The organism is Nostoc sp. NMS7, from assembly GCF_017115085.1.
Taxonomy (GTDB): Bacteria; Cyanobacteriota; Cyanobacteriia; order Cyanobacteriales; family Nostocaceae; genus Nostoc.
On the sequence record NZ_JABXKJ010000258.1, the window covers coordinates 29267 to 50677 of the forward strand.

The following is a 21411-nucleotide window of genomic DNA, read 5'->3' on the forward strand; positions in this document are numbered from 1 at the left end:
ATCTCAGCCGTCGTCCTGTTTTTTGATGAAATGGGCTAGTTACAGTTGTTTTCATTTATTTGAACCACACTACTCCCATTCGGCTACGCTCACGGCAAGCCCACCCCCATTCGGCTACGCTCACGGCAAGCCTACTCCCCGTCTCAGTTCTGGTCTAGTTACTTGAAAACAGCTGTAAATTGCTGTCACTTTGGTTGAAAGCTAGATAACATTAGATTCGGGCGTGTTTACTGTTCAGGAGTGCCAAAATGTCTAAACAGCTGGGTCAAAAAATTGCACCCACACCGATATCAAATGATATCAATGTGGTGGATTTGATTGATCAATACTTCACCGCCTACAACTCAGCGCGGTTGCGGGAAATTTGCCAACTTCTGAGTCGTGATGTGCTAACAGAAGGTGTCACGGTGGGAGTTAGCCTATCCGGTGCGATGACACCAGCAGGATTTGGGGTTTCAGCACTTGCACCCTTAATTCGCAACGGCTTTATTGACTGGATGATTAGCACTGGTGCAAATCTTTACCACGATATGCACTATGGTTTGGGTTTTGAACTCTTTGCTGGTAATCCGTTTTTGGATGATGTGAAACTGCGCGAGGAAGGCACTATTCGCATTTATGACATTATCTTTGGTTACGATGTGCTGCTAGAAACTGATGCGTTTATCCGCAAGATTCTGCAAGGGGAAGCGTTTCAGAAGCGGATGGGAACTGCTGAGTTTCACTATTTATTGGGTAAGTATGTTCGGGAAGTAGAAAAGCAGCTGGGTGTGCAGCATTCCTGCTTGCTGGCGACAGCTTATGAGTGTGGAGTACCGATATATACGTCTTCTCCTGGGGATAGCTCAATTGGGATGAACGTGGCGGCTTTAGCTTTGGAAGGTTCGCAGTTGGTGATAGATCCATCAATTGACGTAAATGAGACGGCTGCGATCGCATATAATGCCCGTGAATCAGGAGGTAAAAGTGCAGCTGTAATTCTCGGTGGCGGTAGTCCCAAAAACTTTTTGCTCCAAACCCAACCGCAACTTCACGAAGTATTAGGACTCGAAGAACGAGGACATGATTTCTTTGTGCAGTTTACCGATGCACGTCCCGATACAGGCGGTTTGTCTGGAGCAACCCCATCGGAAGCCGTCAGTTGGGGTAAGATTGACCCAGAAGAGTTACCTAACACAATTGTTTGTTATACCGATAGCACGATCGCTCTACCACTGGTGACAGCATACGTCTTGAACAAATGCCAATCTCGTCCCCTGAAGCGGATATACGACAGGCGAGAAGCCATTTTCGACAAACTGCAAAAAGACTATCTCGCAGCCAAAACCCGACCATCGGATCAGATTCCAGCAGCAGTGGCTGAAAATGCTTCACAGCAAACAGCGACTTATCCCTGTGGTCGGCTGATTCCGAATGCTCATTAGGGGAGTGGTGTAAACTTAAGTCAAATCGGCGGTTAGAAAGCGCGTATACACAGACCAAACCACCTTCGTGGGTTTCAAACCCTCAATTTTTTCTTAGTCCACGGAGGTGGACTTTGTTTGTGTAGCCGCGAATTCCATTCGCCCTGATTCTAGGGACTTCCAAAGCATAAAATGGAACAATATGGCAGCTATTTACAGTGTTGTTGGAGCAGAGATACAGCTAATTCAAAATTATTAGGTTGAGTTTGGACTGCATAGGCTTCTCTTTCTAAATCTTGTCGTTTGACATCGGTATAGCGTCTAAAAAACGGTCGAGCATAATTGATAGGTTGAATGTCTAAACCTAAAGTTTTTATTTTTCCTTTTCCTGCACATACCTGTGCTGCATGAACAGCTTCATGAATTAAGGTTTGAGTTCCAATATGTAACTCAAAGACTACAGGATTAATCCAGATTTTTTTGTCAGATTCTCTTAATAACCCATAAGCTCCTCGCTTTGGTGGTAGCGCAATTATTACCTGAAATCCTTTTTTTTCTAATTGATTTTTTAAATCTAAAAATCTTGCTTCTCGATTGGGTATTTGAGAAAGCAACAGTAAGGAATTTAATATAAAAATTTTGCTCATTGCCTTTTTTTACAAAAGAGAATTCAGGAGTCAGAAGCCAGAATTAAAACAAGTCGCAAGTCGCAAGTCGCAAGTAAGTTTTGTGTAAGCGTTGCGGTAGCGAGTCTGCGAGCGTCCGGGGATTTAGAACCCGACCCGAAACGTGCTGCCGTCGTTAGGCAGGGGAATTAAACCCCCAAACTCTGTTAAAGTTTTAATGACTTGGCGATCGCCTTTCTTATTTTTGACCAAATAGGTGATGCCAAAGCGTCCTCTTCCCAACTCTCTCTCAATGATGTATTTTCCACTTTGCAAGCGATCGCCTTTTACCCAAGCCACATTTGTATCAGCCGTTAATGCGACTTGCTTTAGATATTGCCATTTAGACAGATCGCGCAGTCTATGACAGTTTATGCTTCGGCGTTGAACCAGAAGCATAATCTTGACCAAAAATCAACTATTTATTCACATCCAGCAACCGTGAAGTTTCTAACCGACTCATCCATTTCTTTAAATAAACTTGATTACCTATTTCCTCACTTGGATCTTTAGTATCCAAAGGATAAGGCATCAGTCCCAAAATCGTTGCTGTCGTCACGCAAAACATCGATTTTTGGAAACTTATACAAATTTGCACCCGCAAATCATCTTCACCCCGAAGACTGCGACGATAAATTTCGTGCAAATATTCTGGAAGATAATGACGCATATCCTGCATCAACAAGGTAGGAGGAATACCCGCGCCGCCGATAGGTAAGGGATCGGCATACAATGCGCCATATTGAAATCGAGTTTGATCTAAGGGAATTTGATATCCTTGAGCGTTGTATGAAACTGTACCGTGGAAAGGAGTTCCCCGGAAGAATACTGCTTCTACATAAGGTATTGCTGTATCTGCTAAGAAGGTCAAACCAACGCTTTTGGGAATGATTTCATAGACTTCATCCCGAATTTTGACGGCGTAGGTAATTGGGTTTGATGCATTTGCTACTAACGCTGTTTTAATATGGTCTACAACTTCGGGAATCGATTTGATTTCGCCTTGATCGTAGCGGTCTGATAAGTTGAGGAACATATCAGCCATTACTCGCCAGAATTGACCTAAACCGGTGTAGTAAGCAGAGACGCGCAAGAGTTCTGTTAAGAAATCTGGAAACAGTTGGTTAATACCGGGAATTAAAAGATTATTTTTAAATTTTGCGGCGATAACGGCTTGCGCTCTTTCTTGAAATTCTTTTGTATCTAAATACGTATCTAGTCCGCCGCCACCGTGCCACATCATAGCTTTCATGCAATATTCGGCATATTCAAAATTAATTCGGTCATGCCACCAGTGACGGAACAATTTCTGAAAAGAAACCTCTCCATTAAAGTATTTAAAAAATGGGAAAAATACTAAAAACTGATGCTCGGCAATATAGTTAAGATTTTCTGAGTAGGCATCTAAAACTACGCCATAGCTTTTAAGAATGCCAACTACTTCCAGCACATTTTCTGGACTATCCGGGAGTAATGCCTCTCCTTTTTGCAGACGTTCAATATACTCAGCTAAGGGATTGTGAGTAGCTTTCTTTTTAATAGTTACCATTGCAATCTCTCCAAAAGGCATTAGTCATTAGTTATGGGCATTGGGCATTGGGCATTGGGCATTGGGCATTGGGCATTGGGCAGGTTATTCTCCTTGTCTCCTTGTCCCTAATCTCCAGGCTTGATTGCTTTATCCAAGGACACTGTTGCTACTACGTTTTGAGTATTTACCATTGCTGTAATTGTCGGTTCAGTCCAGCGCACTAACCAACTAGGTTGAATGCCGAAAATCACAATCAGCACAGCTAAAATTGCAGCTGGGGCGCGATCGCTCCAATACACACGCGGTAAGTTGGTAACTGATGCAGACAAGCGTCCAAAAAAGGCGCGGTTGACGAGAATTAAGAAGTAAACTGCTGTTAAACCTGTGCCAATCATGCATAGCAGCGTTTGCACTGGGAAAACTGGAAAACTACCCCGATAAACTACGAATTCGGAAATAAACCCGATCATTCCCGGTATACCAGCACTGGCCATGACTCCGACAATCATCAAGCTACCGATTACCGGCATACCCCGTTCTGGGTTCAGTAATCCTTCGATGACTTCTAAATCACGGCTTCCGGCTTTTTTATACACAACCCCTACCAGCAAAAACAGCATTGCCGAAATCAAGCCGTGGCTAATCATTTGCATTACAGCACCCAAAACACTTAAAGGTGTCGCCGCCGCCGCCGCTAAAAGCACGTAACCCATGTGGCCAATGGAACTGTACGCCACCATTTTTTTCATATCGGTTTGAGCGATCGCGCAGGATGCACCATACAGTACACTGACTACTGCCCAAGTCGCTAACCAAGGAGCCACATAAGCCCAAGCTTCTGGTAACAAGTTCATCCCAAACCGCAGTAAGCCGTAACTTCCCAACTTCAACAGCACCCCAGCTAACAACACTGAAATTGGTGTGGAAGCTTCAACGTGAGCATCTGGCAACCAAGTATGGAAGGGAACTAAGGGAATTTTAATCCCAAAACCTACCAAAATTCCCGCTAGCAATAAAAGCTGTGTTGCTAGAGGTAAAGTCGTCGCGTTTAAGGTTGCTAGTGCAAAGTTAGAGGAACCACTCAGCCAAACCATGCCGAGGAAACTTGCTAAAATCAAGATTCCCGAAACGGCTGTATAAATGAGAAATTTTGTAGCAGCATAACCCCGTTTTGCTCCACCCCAAATAGCTATCAACAGATATAACGGAATTAGTTCCAATTCGTAAAATAGGAAAAATAGCAGTAAATCTTGTGCCAGAAAGGCTCCAGTTACCCCAGCGCATAATACTAGTATCAAAGAATAATAAAATTTCGGACGCTGTAAGGATTCATCGCTGCTGTAAATGGCAATGCAGGTTAATAGTCCATTTAAAACCAGCAATGGCAAAGATAAACCATCTATTCCCAGGTTATAATTCAAGCCTAAAACATCTATCCAAGGTATAGACTCGGCAAACTGTTGAGTGATTTCCCCTGGATGGAACTGAATTGTTAGTACGATTGTCCACAAGAAAGCGATACTGGCAAAGACCAAAGCCACCCCACGGGCGAATTTCCCACTGATGCCAGAGGGTGAGAAACCAATTAAAGCTGCGCCGATTAACGGCACTAGAATTAAAATACTAAGCATAGATAGAATTCAGGTAAGGGGAGATGAGGGAGATGTAGCTTTAGCTTCCCGCAGGGTGGGGGATGAGGGGGATGAGGGAGAATAATAAATCCTAACTCCTACTCCCTTCCCGCTTTCAGATTACCTATTTGTTCTTCTGTTTGTTCGTTGGCGTCCTTGGCGTCCTTGGCGGTTCCTTAAAAAATTAGGTATTCTGACAGAACTATAGGAGTAACTCCTAACTCAGTTAAAAAGGTAATTTATCTAGTAAACCCGATGACCAGCTGATGAAAAAACCCAGGACGCTGACAACTGCTAGGATGGTCAACATATAGCCCTGAGATTGCCCAGAAATGCTGTACTTTAAAGTTTGTCCGCCGATAATTGTGGCAAACCCAACCAAGTTTACTAAACCGTCAACCAAGTAGCGATCGCTCCAAGCTGAAACTTTAGATAGCAGTGCTACTGCACTCACTACGGTTACACGATAAACTCGGTCAATATAAAAATCATAACCTAACAAGTCTTGCATAAATCTCCAGGTCAAGATTCTCGATCTTGACCAAGCTTTGTGCAGATAAAGTGTAGACCCTACACCTACTCCCACGACGGTAGAAGCAAACAAGGCTAACGCCACATACCAATTAATACTTTCCCAATCGGGTAGTAAGTACCATTGCTGTAACATCAGAGGTAAAAGCAGAGTCAATACTGTGAGAATCACCATTGGTAAGGCCATCTGCCAACCAACTTCTGGGGTGCGACGGGTCTTTTGTTGCGGTTTACCCCAAAATACTAATCTAAATACTCTGGTCAAATTCAATGCTGTCAAGCCATTGACTAATAATAAAACCCCAATCACCCAAGGGCTAATATTCACAAAACCGTCAGCCCATGATAGCATTGCCCAGAAGCTTCCCAATGGTAGCAGTGTTACCATCCCCGCAGCACCGACAACAAAGGCTGTGGTGGTGGCTGGCATTCGTGACCACAAACCGCCCATTTCTGTTAAGTCTTGGCTTTGGGTAGTTAAGATTACTGAACCAGAACTCATGAATAATAATGCTTTGGCGATCGCATGAGTTAACAGCAACATCAAGGCCACACCCCCTTGCTGCAACCCCACCGCCAAAAACACTAAGCCCATGTATGCACTCGTGGAATGAGATAGCGCTCGCTTAATGTCAATTTGTGCTAAGGATACTAATGTTGCCCCAATCGCCGTTACCGTGCCCATGACTACTAAGGCATTCAAGGCAACTGGCGACAGTGCTAACAATGGTTGAAATTTATAGAGTAAATAAGCACCACCCGCTACTACCAGGGAGTTCCGCATTACTGAGGCGGGGTTGGGGCCTTCCATAGCCTCATCTAACCACAGGTGTAGTGGAAATTGAGCACATTTACCAGCAGGCCCCGCAATTAACGCTAACCCCAGCAATGTCGATGTCATTGGGCTTAAATTAGCTGTTTGCGCCCACTCATATAAATCCGAAAAGTTCAAACTGCCTGCTAAGGTGGAAAGCGTCACCACACCCATCAGCAGCAACAAGTCTCCCACCCGTTTAGTCCAAAACGCATCCCGTGCCGCCGTCACTACTAAAGGTTGAGCATACCAGAACCCCACCAGCAAGTAAGTCGAAAGCGTCAGGAGTTCCAAAAGGGCATAGCTGAGAAACAAAGAATCACTGATTGCTAGACTACTTAGCGCCGCTTCAAAAAATCCCAGCAGCGCAAAAAAACGTGCCAACGACCAGTCCTTTTCCATGTAACCTAGAGCGTAAACTTGTGCTAGTAAGCTTAACCCCGTAATTAAAACTGTTGCCCCAATACTGACTGCTGAGAGTTCCAAGCTAAAAGATAAGTCTAAATCCGCAGCTTTGAACCAGTTGACTACTAACTTTTCTGGTTCTCTATCCCAAATATTTTGAAATACAAACAGACTATGGGCAAAAGCTAAAACGCTCATCAACAAGTTGATGTATGCCGCAGGTCTTGGCCCTGTTCGTTGAATTATTCTGAGTCCCCACGGCAAGGTCAAAATTGCGCCCCATAAGCTATAAAAAGGCACAAACCAACTTGTTGAAAATAGAAATTGATTCATTTAAATTTCCCTTGACGACTCAGCCTTGATTTTAAAAAACTTTCAAACAATTTTTAATATAAATTAATTTATCAAAACATCAATATTTTATTATTATTTTTTCAACTAAATTCCTGCAAGTACTTTTACTTAATTTACCCAATTTAACATAAGTAAAATATAACTTTACATAAGTAAAAGCATTTACTGGCTTAACTTAACCTCAGGTTTTAAATTTTTATTTCTAATTTGACCAAAGTAATTTATAGGATATATTTGAAAAAATTATCTATTTTTCACCTAGTCGTTGTAAATCTAACCAGATTTGAGAAAACATAGGGATAGCAAAAGATACAGCCGTTGTTCCTCCCTCGCCAGATGGGGTTAGCCTTAGTTATGATTGTCCTTTTGTAAATGTGATAAAGAAATTATAAAGCATAAGTGGCGGCTCAAGGAATTAGTGAACTTTTATTGCCCGGAAACACTAGATAAATTTTTGTTAAGTTTTTTAAAACTTTCTTATCATAAACTATTATAGTAATTTATATTGCCAGGGACGCCAAGCTTTCCTATGCTTAATTTGGAAGTGTTTTCTTAGCTCTAAGATCAAGCTCTTCCCGTCAAAAATTTCAAACAACAGTACTGATTAGATTCATTTTGTAGGAGTTCTGCGATGCCAATTGCAGTTGGGATGATTGAAACGAAGGGCTTTCCAGCAGTAGTAGAAGCTGCTGATGCGATGGTGAAAGCCGCCCGTGTCACTTTAGTAGGCTATGAAAAAATTGGTAGCGCTCGTGTCACCGTGATCGTTAGGGGAGATGTATCGGAAGTCCAAGCTTCTGTAGCAGCTGGGGTTGAAGCGGCAAAAAGAGTCAATGGTGGTGAAGTGTTATCCACTCACATCATTGCTCGTCCTCACGAAAACCTGGAATACGTCTTGCCGATACGTTACACAGAAGCTGTGGAACAATTCCGTACTTAAAAGCTGTTTAAACAAAGTAATTAACGCTCTTTGCCTGATTCAGCATCACTTTTGTCCAATGCTAAAAACTTTGAAATAGGGATTAAAACTAATGTCAATTGCAGTAGGAATGGTTGAAACGCTAGGCTTTCCAGCAGTCGTAGAAGCTGCTGATGCAATGGTGAAAGCTGCCCGCGTCACTTTAGTAGGCTATGAAAAAATCGGTAGTGGTCGGGTTACAGTGATTGTCCGGGGTGACGTGTCAGAAGTGCAAGCTTCTGTGGCCGCAGGAGTTGAATCTGTAAAGCGAGTCTTCGGCGGACAAGTGTTATCGACTCACATCATTGCTCGTCCTCATGAGAACTTAGAATACGTCCTGCCAATTCGTTATACCGAAGACGTAGAGCAGTTCCGCGAAAATGTCAATGCAATTCGTCCTTTCGGTAGAAGACCGTAATTTGTAATGCAAGTTGCCAAAGTTCGCGGCACAGTAGTTAGCACCCAAAAAGACCCAAGTCTTAGAGGTGTCAAACTACTGTTGTTACAATTAGTGGACGAAGATGGAAACATCCTCCCCCAATACGAAGTAGCAGCAGATACTGTGGGAGCAGGAGTAGATGAGTGGGTACTTGTCAGTCGTGGCAGTGCCGCTCGTCAAATTCTGGGAAATGAGCAGCGTCCATTAGATGCAGCAGTAGTAGCGATCATAGATACTATTCACGTTGAAGATCGCGTCATTTACAGCAAAAAAGATCAATATCGATAGTTATTTAGTCATTAGTCATTAGTCATTAGTCTTAGCTAAAGACAAATGACAACTGACAAATGACTAACTTAATAGAGGAGGAATCTTGCGATGGCAGTCCGTAACACGGCGGCACCCCCAACCCCGTGGTCGAGGAATTTAGCTGAACCCAAAATCCATGAAACTGCCTTTGTACATTCATTTTCCAATGTGATTGGGGATGTAAGGTTAGGTGCAAATGTAATCGTTGCTCCGGGAACTACGATTAGAGCGGATGAAGGCACACCTTTTTATATTGGTGAAAACACCAATATTCAAGATGGTGTTGTGATTCATGGGTTGGAGGAAGGTCGAGTAATTGGCGATGACCAAAATAAATACTCGGTGTGGGTTGGCAAAAATGCCTGCATTACCCACATGGCTTTAATTCACGGCCCAGCTTATGTTGGGGATAATTCCTTCATTGGCTTTCGCTCTACGGTGTTCAATGCCAGGGTGGGTGCAGGTTGCATCGTGATGCTGCACGCTTTGATTCAAGATGTAGAGATTCCCCCAGGTAAATATGTACCTTCGGGAGCGATAATTATTAACCAGCAACAAGCTGACCGTTTGCCAGATGTGCAAGATCAGGATAAGGAATTTGCTCATCATGTGGTTGGAATTAATCAAGCACTGCGAGCAGGTTATCTCTGTGCTGCGGATAGCAAATGTATAGCACCGATTCGGGATGAAATTGCTAAATCTTATACAGGTAGTAGTATTACTGTCTTAGAGTTGGAAAGGAGTAGTGAAGTGTCGAGCAATAGTTTAGGTGCAGAAACAATAGAGCAGTTGCGCTATCTATTGGAGCAAGGGTATAAGATTGGTACGGAACACGTAGACCAAAGAAGGTTCCGCACAGGTTCTTGGACTAGTTGCCAGCCAATTGAACCGCGATCGCTCGGTGAAGCGATCGCAGCATTAGAAAGCTGTGTAACAGAGCATAGCGGCGAGTATGTGCGGCTGTTTGGCATTGACAAAGGTAGACGGCGCGTATTAGAAAACATCATCCAACGTCCAGATGATGATGTTAAACCAGCTACCAGCTTTAAGGCTCCTGCTGCTAGTCGTGGTAATGGGAGTTATAGCAGCAGCAATGGTAATGGTAACGGCTCTAGCAGTGGCAAAGTTAATGGTGAAGCTGTAGAGCAAATCCGCCAACTCTTGGCAAGTGGTTACAAAATTGGCATGGAACACGTAGATGAGCGGCGCTTCCGAACTGGTTCCTGGACTAGTTGCAAGCCAATTGAAGCAACTTCCATAAATCAAGTAATCTCCGGTTTAGAAGAATGTATTGAAAGCCATCAAGGCGAGTATGTGCGTTTAATCGGCATTGATCCCAAAGCCAAACGGCGGGTATTGGAGACGATTATCCAACGTCCAAATGGTCAAGTAGCCTCCTCCGGCAGTCAGAAATCATTTACTAGCAGTGCAGCACCCTATGCTACAGCAACAGCTAGCAGTAGCCGCTTGAGTACTGAAGTAGTAGAACAACTGCGACAATTATTGAGTAGTGGATATAAAATTAGCATTGAACACGTAGATGAACGGCGGTTCCGTACAGGTTCCTGGACTAGTACCGGTCAAATTCAAGCCTCCTCAGAAAGAGAAGCGATCGCAGCCATAGAAGGACACCTTGGCGAATATCCAGGGGAATATGTCCGCTTAATTGGGATTGACTCTAAAGCCAAACGGCGGGTATTGGAAACGATTATTCAACGTCCAAATGGTCAAGTAGCCTCATCTGGCAGTCAGAAATCATTTACTAGTAGTGCCCCCACTGCAACAGCAACAGCAACAGCTACCAGTACCCGCTTGAGTACTGAAGTAGTAGACCAACTCCGGCAATTATTGGCTGGCGGCTCTAAAATTAGCATTGAACACGTAGACCAACGGCGGTTCCGTACAGGTTCTTGGACTAGTACCGGTCAAATTCAAGCCTCCTCAGAAAGAGAAGCGATCGCAGCCGTAGAAAGGCAACTTGGCGAATATCCAGGGGAATATGTGCGCTTAATTGGTGTTGACCCCAAAGCGAAACGTCGGGTATTGGAAACGATTATTCAACGACCTTAAGGAATTAGGAGTAGAGACGCGATTAATCGCGTCTGTACAGGAGTTAGGAGTTAGCAGTTGAAAAAGATTGTTAATTCATAACTCTAAACTTAAAATTTCTAACTTCTGACTTACAACTCTTAACTCCTCACTGTTTAACTACTAACTCTCTGTTTTCCGGCTTCCGAGGTTAAAATTTCCATGTCTGTGCCGCTACTGCACCTCAGCAATAAATTTGATTCTTACATTAGTGGTGAGGTGAGTATTCATCCAAGCGCGGTACTTGCACCTGGGGTAATACTCCAAGCGGCTGTAAACAGTAAAATCATCATTGGGCCAGGGGTCTGTATTGGTATGGGAGCCATTCTCCAAGTCCATGAAGGAACCCTAGAGGTAGAAGCCGGCGCAAACCTGGGAGCCGGTTTTTTGATGGTTGGTAAGGGCAAAATTGGAGCAAATGCTTGCATTGGTTCGGCGACAACAGTTTTCAACTATTCAGTTGAACCTGGACAAGTAATTCCATCGGGTTCGATTTTAGGAGACACCAGTCGCCAAATTGACCAAACAAAGCAACTGGAACCAACTCCAAGTAACCCAGCTTCTACAAATACACCACCGCCGAAGGAAGAGGAAAATGGTTTAGGTGGAGTTAAGGAAAAGGTAATTTCCTCAACTAACTTCTCAGCTTCGGCTTTTGTGGATTTCAAACAAAATAAGTCGATTTCCTTCTTTAAATCTTCCGTGACTCCAGAAAAACAGTCTCCTCCTGTGGAAGAACCGACTAAAGATGCTGACTCCAGCTTGGGGGAAAATGCCCAAGAGTCTACAGAACACGACTCAGACTCCAGTCAGCTAGCCACAGAATCGCCTAACGGTTTCGGGTCTCAGATTTATGGGCAAGGGAGCATAAACAGACTCTTGACTACATTGTTTCCTCATAGACAATCCTTGAACAACCCAAACTCTGACAATCAGTCCGAGTAAGTGTTAATTGTAAGTTGTCAGCTTTTTCCGTATCTTGGAGAATTCATTATGGAAACATATAATCAACGGTCTCTCAATACCAGCCAGGGAGCGCATAGTTACGAAACTTACGAGGATACTGCTTTGGGTTTAGTTTCTACCCGCAGCTTTCCAGCGATCGTTGGTACGGCGGATATGATGCTGAAATCGGCGGGAGTTCACCTAGTTGGGTATGAAAAAATTGGTAGCGGTCATTGTACTGCGATCGTCCGGGGTGGAATTGCTGACGTGCGTCTGGCTGTAGAATCAGGTGTGCAAACGGCTGAACAGTTTGGTCAGTTGATTTCTAGTTTGGTGATTCCCCGACCTTATCCCAACCTAGATATAGTGCTTCCGATCACAACTCGTTTAACTAAATTGATGCAGGAGGGCAATTACAGCCGCCTGAGTAATCAAGCAATTGGTTTGGTAGAAACGCGAGGATTTCCCGCGATGGTAGGAGCATGTGATGCCATGCTGAAAGCTGCTGATGTTCATTTGGCAGCCTATGAAAAAATTGGTGCGGGTTTGTGTACAGCGATTATTCGCGGTTCCGTAGCAAATGTGGCCGTAGCTGTGGAAGCGGGAATGTTTGAGGCAGAACGCATTGGGGAATTGAATGCAGTGATGGTAATTCCCCGACCTCTGGACGAAATGGAGCTAACTTTGCCATTAGCAAATTGCTGGATAGAAGAACGTCAAGCATTAAACTTGCCTGTGAATATTAAAGAACAAGTTGCGGAAATCGAGGTACTAAGATTACCAGACTTAACCAAGCTAAATACAAAAGTTACAGAAGAATTATGGAATGATGAATGATGAATTTGGGAAAATCCTCATTCAGCATTCATCGGGAAATAGAAGGCATCTTACGCTCTTATTGTTCTGATAATAGCTTCTTCAATCCATAAGTAAAATACCTTTATTTGAATAGAAATAATAGAGTTTTGTCTATAATAGAACTCGTAACTTTCTATGAGCATTGCTATATCATTTACCAGTCTTCAGCAATACTAGTTTTATATGTATTAATCGTTATATACAGGAGAATCACCTTTGAACCAAGCGACGCTGCACCAGTTAAAGGTGTTCGAGGCGGCGGCACGGCATAGTAGCTTTACTCGTGCTGCTGAGGAATTGTTTCTCACCCAACCTACCGTTTCTATGCAGATCAAGCAACTCACCAAATCGGTAGGGTTGCCATTATTTGAGCAAGTGGGAAAGCGGTTATATCTAACGGAAGCCGGACGGGAATTATTTGCTACATGTCGGCAGATTTTTGAGAATATAGCCCAGTATGAAATGAAGGTGGCAGATTTAAAAGGGTTAAAACAGGGACAATTACGCTTGGCTGTGATTACAACAGCAAAATACTTTATTCCACGTTTGTTGGGGCCGTTTTGCGAACTTTATCCAGGGATTGATATCTCGCTGCAAGTAACGAATCACGAACAAATTTTAGAAAGGATGAGTCAGAATCTGGACGACTTATATATTATGAGTCAAATTCCAGACAATATAGATGTGACTTGTGAACCATTTTTAGAAAACCCTTTGATAGTCTTTGCACCGACTAATCATCCGTTGTGCAATGAAAAAAATATTCCGATACAACGCCTGTCTAACGAACCTTTTATTATGCGGGAACCAGGTTCAGGAACTCGTCGCGCCGTCCAAAGGCTATTTGAAGAACAAGGGGTGACGGTAAAAGTCAAGCTAGAATTGGGAAGTAACGAAGCAATTAAACAAGCGATCGCAGGTGGTTTAGGAATTTCTGTTTTATCGCGTCATACTTTACTATCAGACTCTTCAGAGTTTAGCATTTTAGATGTACAACACTTCCCCATTCAGCGAAATTGGTACATGGTATACCCATCTGGCAAGCAGCTATCCATCGTCGCTCGTGCCTATTATGAGTATCTACTAGCTGCGGCGAAGAATTTTGTACAGCAAAAAGCTGATACTGCTTCTAGTACGCTTGAACGAAGAGGCAGGGGGCAGGGAGCGGGGGGAGATGACCCCTGACTCCTGCCGTGGAGCGGAGCGGAACATGTTCTTACGTCCTCCACTTCTTACAAGTGGTTCTCGTTCAGATGGGGTCGAATCCTCATCTGAACTATCCCCCTTGCTCCCTGCTCCCTTGCCTCTTTTTCAACCAACTCCCGGTTCAAATAATTCCTAATTACGAATTACGAATTACCTAAAGGGGTTGACGGTTAGACCGGGAAGCATTGACAATTAACCAGCAGAATCATTAGAAATGGGGGAAAACTGGCAGTGGTTAACCCGGAAATACCGTCTTGGCGCAAAACAGTACAAAGCGAGATTGTAGCTGTTAGTGTATATTCTGACAGAGCATTGGTTACACGGCGAGGTGTAGTTGATTTAACAGGAATTGAACAGGAATTAGTAATTACTCCAGTGCCGATGACTCTAGAAACTGAGTCTGTGAGGGTTAGCGGTGCAGGTACGGTAGGGGTGCGCTTGGTGGGAGTTAGTAGCGATCGCATTTACACCACTGAACCTGTAGGGGAACGAGTAGCATATTTAACAAGGCAAATTCAGCAATTAGAAGCAGAAAAACGCCATTTGCAAGCCCAAGTTGATGCTTTAGCATTACAGTCTAGTTTTATCGAAGGCTTACGGGAAAAAACAGAGGAACCATTTTCAGTGAGTTTGTCTCGCAAAAATCTCAGCCTCAGCGAAACTTTAGATTTCCTCAACTTTCTCGGAAGCCAGTATAGTGAGTATGCGATCGCATCTGGGGAGTGCAAAACCCAGCAGCAGGAATTAGACAAACAACTGCAAGCACTCCACACTTCATTGCAAAAAATCCAAACACCCCATCCTAAAGAGAGTTTTAACTTAGTTGTCGCAGTTGAAGTTACGGGTGAAGGCGAATTTGAATTAGAGCTATCATACTTAGTGAATCGCGCTAGTTGGACTCCGCTTTATGACTTGCGCTTTAATACTACCAGCGATATTGTGCATCTGAGCTACCTTGCAGAAATCACCCAAAGCAGTGGCGAAGATTGGATTGGTGCAAATCTCACCCTTTCTACGGCTAAACCGGGATTAGGTACACTTCCACCCAAACTTGAACCTTGGTATATTGATGCGCCACTTCCTCAAAGAGTGCGACGAAGATTTGAAGCCCAGCCACCACTGCTGCCTAGCATACCAGAACCGCCCGCTTCTACTGGCAGAGCAGATTGGGAAGAACAAGACGAAGTTACAGAGGATAGTCTAATCCCAGCAGAAATCGTGACAGCAGAAGTATCCAAAGAAGGAAGTGTAGTTACCTTCAAATTGAATGGTGGCGGTAACATTCCTAGTGATGGCGCACCCCATAAAACTACAATTTTCAATGATGATTATCCTTGTAGCTTCGATTATGTAGCAATGCCGCGCTTGGTAAGCTTTGCTTATTTGCAAGCTAATGTGACAAATAGTCCCAACGGTGCGACTTTGTTACCAGGTAAAGCGAATATTTTCCGCGACAATGTTTTTATTGGGACAACTCAGTTAGATAATATTGCACCAGGGCAAGAGTTTAAACTGAATTTAGGAATTGACGAAGGTTTAAAAATTGAGCGCGATTTAGTTGAGCGTGTGGTAGACAAAAGATTGATTAGCAACCAGCGCCGGATTACTTATACTTATCGGTTGATAATTACTAACTTACTCGACAAAGAAGTAAATCTGAAACTAACTGAACAATTGCCGGTTAGCCGCAACGAGCAAATTAAGGTACGCCTCAGTCGCAGCAACCCACAAATTCAACTTGGTGAAATGGGGATTTTAGAATGGCAGTTAACTCTTCCACCACAGGAGCGAAGAGAGGTATATTACCAGTTTAATGTTGAACATCCGCCGGAATTAACAGTGGTTGGGTTAGATATTTAAAGTCGAATGCGATTTTGCTTGCAAAAAACACCGAAATCAGTAAGTCAAATGCGATTTTGAGTAAGTCGAATGCGATTTTGCTTGCGGAAAACACCGAAATGAGTAAGTCAAATGCGATTTTGTGAAAGCATTTAGGTATTTTGAGAAAGCAATCAGGTATTTTACAGCTATTTTCAGCTAAATAGACTACGCGGTGGAGGCACAGCAATGCTCATTGTGTCAACTTAAGCTAAAATCTGCTGACTGTATGATGGCCTCTCCCCAAAATGGGAGAGGGGAGCAAATTGTCCAGATTTGTCCCATGAATCAGCATTAGAGGTGAAGCGATCGCTTGGCGGCAAAACTGCGAGAATTAAATATAGATCCAGATGCTATGGATCTTCAGGAAAAACCCATTTTGGCGGTTCTGTAATTTTTTTCCGCAGACGTTCTTGTGCCAACTCCAACATTTTCTCTAAGGGAGTCTCTTCAATAAATTTTGCAGCGGCCTCTCTAAACTCGATATTGGGGCATTTATCCCCTAAAACACAACCGTTAACACAGGCTTCGGCACAGTTAATTTTTTGCTCCACAGTAAATTCCTCTCTAGAAGTTATCAGTTAGAAGTTAGAAGTTGTGAATTATAATTTTAACCCCTAACTCCTCACTCGCCATTTATCCAAGCGGTTGATTCTGATCACATTGACGTGAATACTGGAATTCCAACTCATTTTGCCGCTCCCTACCTTCTCTATATACAACCGGACAAACCTTAGTGTTAGCGCTCATACAATCCATGTGTGGCGTCTTTGCACACACCACAAGTAGTCCACCCAGAACAAACAACAATCCACAAATTGCCAGCGTATTAACCCAATAAATTTCTAGCGCACCGTGAACTACTATCTCTCGCAGTAGAGATACAATTGTTACCTCAACTGCCACTCCCACAGAGATACTATGTTCTTGCAAGTAGATCATTAATAGTCGGAATAACTCGACTAAAATCAACACAAATAGTATTTTTGCAGTCACATGTTTATAGTCTAGTGCCTGCGTGAGGGTAATAAATATCTCCCACAATTGGATTAGCATGACGGCGAACAATCCCAAACACAAGACAATCACAATTAAGTCTTGGAAGGCTTCCATGTTGCGAACAATTGAGTGCCGATCAAGCCAGCGATCGCCAAATAAAAATCGACTCTTCAGGCGCTTTTTCATGTACATTTCATTCCAATCGGGACTAGTTCAGACAACACCAGCGAGTCAACCCAATACTTTTATGTTATGCAATATTAAGCTTTTCTGCCTCAGCGAGGTTGGTGATTTAAATTTTGTGCTTGTTGCAACAATTGCTCGGCATTTTTTGCCCACTGGGGATTCCTCTGAGCATTGTATAAATCTCTAGCAAATTGTAATACTTGTACTGCATTTCCATATTGCTGTAACTGGATAAAAACTAAGCCTGCACCATAATAAGCGTTGGGATAGTTCGAGTTAGCTTCGGCTGATTTTCTAAAAGCCTCTAAGGACTCCTGTAATTTGTGTTGAATAAACCAAATTGAACCGAGATTATAGTAAGCTTCTGGATACTTCGGATTAATTTTTACTGCCTTACGAAAGGCATCTTTTGCTTGATCTACTTTACCTTGTTGGAGATAACACATCCCCAGATGATAAGGAGGCTCTGGTGCATTTTTGCTATATTCTATGGCTTTTTTAAAAGATGTGATCGCTCGTTCACAATCTCGTTGCTGTTCTCGTACCAATCCCAAGTTATAATGGGCAAATCCTAGTTTAGGATCAAGTTCTAACGCCCGTTGCAAATAATCGTTAGCTAACTTTAAATTATTACCTTCTAACAACGCACCACCTAAATTAGCAAAAGCTGGAGCAAATTTGGGATCGGCTTGTGTTGCTCGATAAAATGCATCCGCAGAGGGTTGTAATTTTCCCGTTTGTCGGAATGCTAGCCCTAAATTATAGTGCGCTGGTGCCAATGTCGGATCTAATTGGGCTGCTTTTTTAAAGGCGGCGATCGCATCTTGTACTTTTCCGGCTTGAATTGCCTGTAAACCTTGGTTTAACCAGTCTAGGGCAGTTTTAGCATGAGATTGTGCCAACTTTGAGTCGACAGGAGGAGATAGAGAAAGAGAGGGCGAGGAAATAGTCACAACCAACAAAGTCAAACTTACTAACCCTGCTATGCGATATTTAAAGAATAATAATCCCATTGATTTTCTAACTCGGAACACTTTCAGTTAAATTTACTTCATAAAAAGTTTTTACAAAAATTTTTAATTTGCCATGAGAGTTTGTGATACTTAACTTTTCTTAAGCTAAATCTTACGACAGGCTACAATTTATTTAAATTTCGATTAAAGGGAGCATAATAACAAATTAAAGAAGGGGTAACTTTGACCCTTCGGCTTCGCTCAGGGTCAACAGTGAGCGAAGCCGAACTGTTCACTCCAGAGAACCATTTTGTTATCCCTGATATATACAGCAGAATAATGCGGTTATAAAAGACTTACCGCAAGGGAGGTTTTATGAACGAAAAAGTAAAATTGGGTTCGCGGAATATTGCAATTGTCGGGACTTATTTAAGTGGAAAAACCACTTTACTAGAAAGTTTGTTATTTGTCATAGGGGGAATTTCCCGCAAAGGCAATGTTAAGGACAGCAATACAGTGGGAGATAGTGCTGCTGAGTCCCGCGATCGCCAGATGAGTGTAGAAGTAAGCGCCGCTAGCACTGAGTATAACGGCATTCGCTTCACTTTTATTGACTGTCCCGGAAGTGTAGAATTTGCCCAAGAAACGTACAATGCTTTAATCGGAGTCGATGCGGCAATCGTAGTTTGCGAACCCATACGCGAACGAGTCCTCACCCTTGCCCCTGTATTTAAATTCCTAGACGATTGGGAAATTCCCCATCTGGTCTTTGTCAACAAAATGGATCGGGCTAATATTCACGTTTTGGAAACCTTACACGCCCTGAAAGCAGTATCTAGCCGTCCTTTGGTAGCACATCAATATCCGATTATAAACGGGGAACAACTCACCGGCTTTATTGATATGGTCAGCGAACAGGCATATCAATATCATCCAGGCGCACCTGCTGACCCTATTCCTTTCCCGGAAAGTTTAAAAGAAGAAGAACGTACAGCACGGGCCGAAATGCTGGAAGCCCTAGCAAATTTTGACGATCATTTACTCGAAGAACTTTTAGAAGACATCGAACCACCCCAAGAGGAAATCCTCAAAGATTTAAAAATGGAATTAGGGGCAGATTTAGTAGTGCCCGTTTTCTTCGGTGTTGCAGAACAAGATTATGGTGTTAGACCTCTATTAGAAGCCTTGTTACGGGAAGCCCCCGAACCAGAAACCACAGCAGAACGTCGCTTAAAAAACTTAAAAGGTGATACACCTTTAGCGCAGGTATTAAAAACTTACTACACTCCCCAAGGTGGCAAACTCTCTCTGGTGCGTGTTTGGCGGGGCAAATTAACTGATGGTATTGTCCTCAATGGCATTCGCACTGGTGGAATTTACCGCCTGATGGGACAACAACAGCAGTTTGTTAACCAAGTTAGTGCGGGTGAAATTGTTGCATTGAGCCGTTTAGAAGGAATCAAGACAGGCGATACAATCTCTATAGAACAGCAATCGGCAATAAAATTACCCAAAGCTGTACAGTTGGAACCTGTGTATGCTTTGGCCATTACACCAGAAAAGCGCAACGATGAAGTTAAACTCAGCAGTGCCATCACCAAGTTGTTAGAAGAAGACTCCTCACTTGCTTGGGAACAACACGGCGATACTCACGAAGTAATTCTCTGGGGTCAAGGCGAAATTCATTTGCAAGTCACTCTAGACAGACTGCGCCGCAAATATAACTTGCCGATGACAACCCACTTACCACAAGTGCCTTACAAAGAAACCATCCGCAAAACAGTGGCTTCAGTTCATGGGCGCTACAAGCATCAAAGCGGTGGTCATGGACAATTTGGTGATGTTTTTCTGGAAATTAAGCCTTTACCACGCGGTACAGGCTTTAATTTTAATGAAACTATTGTCGGCGGCGTGATTCCCAAACAGTACATTCCTGGGGTGGAAATGGGCGTGCGGGAATTTCTGACACATGGGCCTTTGGGCTTTCCAATAGTGGATTTGGCGGTAACTCTGACTAATGGTTCATACCACAACGTTGATAGTTCCGAACAAGCCTTTAAGCAAGCTGCCCGATTGGCAATGCAAACGGGGATACCCCAAGCGGAACCTACGCTGTTAGAACCAATTCTGCGCGTGGATGTTACCACACCTAGCGAATTTACTTCGAAAGTGCTGCAACTGGTGAGTGGTAGACGGGGGCAAATTTTAGGCTATGAGGGTAAAAATGATTGGCAAGGCTGGGATAATGTCTCTGCATACTTGCCACAAGCAGAGATGCAAAACTTTATTGTAGAGCTGCGATCGCTCACTCTCGGCGTTGGTTCTTTCCATTGGGAATATGACCATCTTCAGGAGGTGCCGGAAAAGCTTGCTGAACGTGTCATTAACAGTAATGGTAATGGCAAATAATTTTAGATTTTGGATTAATCTAAAATAAACACTAGCCCGGAACTTTAAGCTTCGGGCTAATAACTAAAGTCCAATAAATCGTTGTTAGTCTATATCTTCTTCAGTAAGACCTGCATCCTTCAGCAGTCCTTTGAGTGTTCCAATGGGTAAATCCCGATTGCCATGAACAGGAATAGAGAGAATTACACCTTTGTTGGCATAAATATGGTGACTGCCAGTAATTCGTTTCAGGTTCCAGCCATACCGTTCAACAATTTTACATAAGGCTTTACCAGAAACAGATTTCATAGAGATATTTCAATCAACTGTTTATCCGGTTCAAGTTCTTCCTGCTGGCTAGCAACTTCAAGCCAACCCTGAATCGCATCTTTAAGCATTTCTAACAAGTCTTCGTAGCTTTCTCCCCATGTGTGACACCCTGGTAGGGCTGGTACAAAAGCACACCACACATCGTCTTCTTGCCAGATAACAGCTTTGATTTTCATGATAAATCTGTTGCAGTGTCGTGTTTTACATTTTAGCGCAATTACATTTGAGAGTTGCGTAGGCTTTGTGCCGGCGTTGGTTCTTTCCACTGGGAATATGACCATCTCCAGGAAGTGCCGGAAAAGCTTGCTGAACGTGTGATTCAAAGTAATGGTAATGGCAAATAATTTTAGATTTTGGTGAAGCAGCGCGGTCTTGGGGGTTTCCCCCATGAGCGACTGCTGAACCCGTTCGCGCAGCGTCTCCCCTTGGGAGAAGGGATTAATCTAAAATAAACACTAGCCCGGAACTTTACAGCAGTTTTCATCTATTTGAACCACATCTGTCGTAGGGGCACAGCAATGCTCATACGTGTCAACTTAA

Annotated in this window: 19 protein-coding genes and 1 pseudogene; 10 read left to right on the forward strand and 10 right to left on the reverse strand. The window is 43.3% G+C overall.

Features of this window, described 5'->3' with window-relative positions:
* Positions 1 to 248: 248 nt before the first annotated feature.
* Positions 249 to 1424 carry a deoxyhypusine synthase gene (speY, locus tag HWQ38_RS37525; protein ID WP_292804696.1) on the forward strand — a complete coding sequence of 392 codons (1176 nt, stop codon included), beginning with the start codon at positions 249 to 251 and terminating at the stop codon, positions 1422 to 1424.
* Positions 1425 to 1612: 188 nt separating this feature from the next.
* On the opposite strand, the gene HWQ38_RS37530 is transcribed toward speY, so the two are convergent.
* The 5 genes and pseudogenes from HWQ38_RS37530 to HWQ38_RS37550 all read right to left on the reverse strand — a co-directional run bounded on the left by HWQ38_RS37530 (position 1613) and on the right by HWQ38_RS37550 (position 7313).
* Positions 1613 to 2050, reverse strand: coding sequence for a hypothetical protein (locus tag HWQ38_RS37530; protein ID WP_292804699.1), 438 nt, complete (start codon positions 2048 to 2050; stop codon positions 1613 to 1615).
* Positions 2051 to 2230: 180 nt separating this feature from the next.
* A pseudogene (locus HWQ38_RS37535) lies at positions 2231 to 2368 on the reverse strand (serine/threonine protein kinase); the annotation flags it as partial.
* A 118-nt stretch (positions 2369 to 2486) separates the two neighbouring features.
* Entirely contained in the window at positions 2487 to 3617 is a 1131-nt protein-coding gene (locus HWQ38_RS37540) for a CO2 hydration protein (protein ID WP_292804703.1), read from the reverse strand.
* A 107-nt stretch (positions 3618 to 3724) separates the two neighbouring features.
* Positions 3725 to 5230 (reverse strand): NADH-quinone oxidoreductase subunit M, encoded by a 1506-nt coding sequence (locus HWQ38_RS37545; protein WP_292804706.1) that lies wholly within the window; start codon positions 5228 to 5230, stop codon positions 3725 to 3727.
* A 226-nt stretch (positions 5231 to 5456) separates the two neighbouring features.
* Positions 5457 to 7313: an NAD(P)H-quinone oxidoreductase subunit F gene (locus HWQ38_RS37550; RefSeq protein ID WP_292804709.1), complete on the reverse strand. Its 1857-nt coding sequence runs from the start codon at positions 7311 to 7313 to the stop codon at positions 5457 to 5459.
* 652 nt (positions 7314 to 7965) lie between these two features.
* Here HWQ38_RS37550 and HWQ38_RS37555 point away from each other — a divergent pair.
* From HWQ38_RS37555 to HWQ38_RS37590, 8 genes are all read left to right on the forward strand, one after another.
* Positions 7966 to 8274 carry a carbon dioxide-concentrating mechanism protein CcmK gene (locus tag HWQ38_RS37555; RefSeq protein ID WP_190891121.1) on the forward strand — a complete coding sequence of 103 codons (309 nt, stop codon included), beginning with the start codon at positions 7966 to 7968 and terminating at the stop codon, positions 8272 to 8274.
* Positions 8275 to 8365: 91 nt separating this feature from the next.
* Complete coding sequence (locus HWQ38_RS37560; protein ID WP_196515968.1) at positions 8366 to 8710, forward strand: carbon dioxide-concentrating mechanism protein CcmK; 345 nt, start codon at positions 8366 to 8368, stop codon at positions 8708 to 8710.
* A gap of 6 nt (positions 8711 to 8716) precedes the next feature.
* Positions 8717 to 9019 carry a EutN/CcmL family microcompartment protein gene (locus HWQ38_RS37565; protein WP_292772714.1) on the forward strand — a complete coding sequence of 101 codons (303 nt, stop codon included), beginning with the start codon at positions 8717 to 8719 and terminating at the stop codon, positions 9017 to 9019.
* Between the two features lie 90 nt (positions 9020 to 9109).
* Positions 9110 to 11110, forward strand: coding sequence for a ribulose bisphosphate carboxylase small subunit (locus HWQ38_RS37570; RefSeq protein ID WP_292804715.1), 2001 nt, complete (start codon positions 9110 to 9112; stop codon positions 11108 to 11110).
* Positions 11111 to 11290: 180 nt separating this feature from the next.
* Positions 11291 to 12073: a transferase gene (locus HWQ38_RS37575; RefSeq protein WP_292804718.1), complete on the forward strand. Its 783-nt coding sequence runs from the start codon at positions 11291 to 11293 to the stop codon at positions 12071 to 12073.
* 48 nt (positions 12074 to 12121) lie between these two features.
* Positions 12122 to 12910: a BMC domain-containing protein gene (locus tag HWQ38_RS37580; RefSeq protein WP_292804721.1), complete on the forward strand. Its 789-nt coding sequence runs from the start codon at positions 12122 to 12124 to the stop codon at positions 12908 to 12910.
* A gap of 237 nt (positions 12911 to 13147) precedes the next feature.
* Positions 13148 to 14116 (forward strand): LysR family transcriptional regulator, encoded by a 969-nt coding sequence (locus HWQ38_RS37585; protein WP_292804724.1) that lies wholly within the window; start codon positions 13148 to 13150, stop codon positions 14114 to 14116.
* A 252-nt stretch (positions 14117 to 14368) separates the two neighbouring features.
* A complete protein-coding gene (locus tag HWQ38_RS37590) occupies positions 14369 to 15997 on the forward strand; it encodes a mucoidy inhibitor MuiA family protein (RefSeq protein WP_292804727.1) in 1629 nt (542 codons plus the stop codon).
* A gap of 371 nt (positions 15998 to 16368) precedes the next feature.
* Here HWQ38_RS37590 and HWQ38_RS37595 read toward each other — a convergent pair whose 3' ends face one another.
* The 3 genes from HWQ38_RS37595 to HWQ38_RS37605 all read right to left on the reverse strand — a co-directional run bounded on the left by HWQ38_RS37595 (position 16369) and on the right by HWQ38_RS37605 (position 18213).
* Positions 16369 to 16569: a hypothetical protein gene (locus tag HWQ38_RS37595; protein WP_292804730.1), complete on the reverse strand. Its 201-nt coding sequence runs from the start codon at positions 16567 to 16569 to the stop codon at positions 16369 to 16371.
* An 82-nt stretch (positions 16570 to 16651) separates the two neighbouring features.
* Entirely contained in the window at positions 16652 to 17206 is a 555-nt protein-coding gene (locus HWQ38_RS37600; protein WP_292804733.1) for a phosphate-starvation-inducible PsiE family protein, read from the reverse strand.
* An 83-nt stretch (positions 17207 to 17289) separates the two neighbouring features.
* On the reverse strand, positions 17290 to 18213 hold the full coding sequence (locus HWQ38_RS37605) for a tetratricopeptide repeat protein (protein ID WP_292804736.1): 924 nt from the start codon (positions 18211 to 18213) through the stop codon (positions 17290 to 17292).
* A gap of 315 nt (positions 18214 to 18528) precedes the next feature.
* Between HWQ38_RS37605 and HWQ38_RS37610 the strand changes: the two genes are divergently transcribed.
* Complete coding sequence (locus HWQ38_RS37610) at positions 18529 to 20562, forward strand: elongation factor G (protein WP_292804738.1); 2034 nt, start codon at positions 18529 to 18531, stop codon at positions 20560 to 20562.
* Between the two features lie 84 nt (positions 20563 to 20646).
* Here HWQ38_RS37610 and HWQ38_RS37615 read toward each other — a convergent pair whose 3' ends face one another.
* Positions 20647 to 20850: a type II toxin-antitoxin system HicA family toxin gene (locus HWQ38_RS37615; protein ID WP_292804740.1), complete on the reverse strand. Its 204-nt coding sequence runs from the start codon at positions 20848 to 20850 to the stop codon at positions 20647 to 20649.
* Positions 20847 to 21047 carry a type II toxin-antitoxin system HicB family antitoxin gene (locus HWQ38_RS37620; RefSeq protein WP_292804743.1) on the reverse strand — a complete coding sequence of 67 codons (201 nt, stop codon included), beginning with the start codon at positions 21045 to 21047 and terminating at the stop codon, positions 20847 to 20849. Before HWQ38_RS37620 ends, HWQ38_RS37615 begins: the two co-directional genes overlap by 4 nt.
* Positions 21048 to 21411 lie beyond the last annotated feature (364 nt).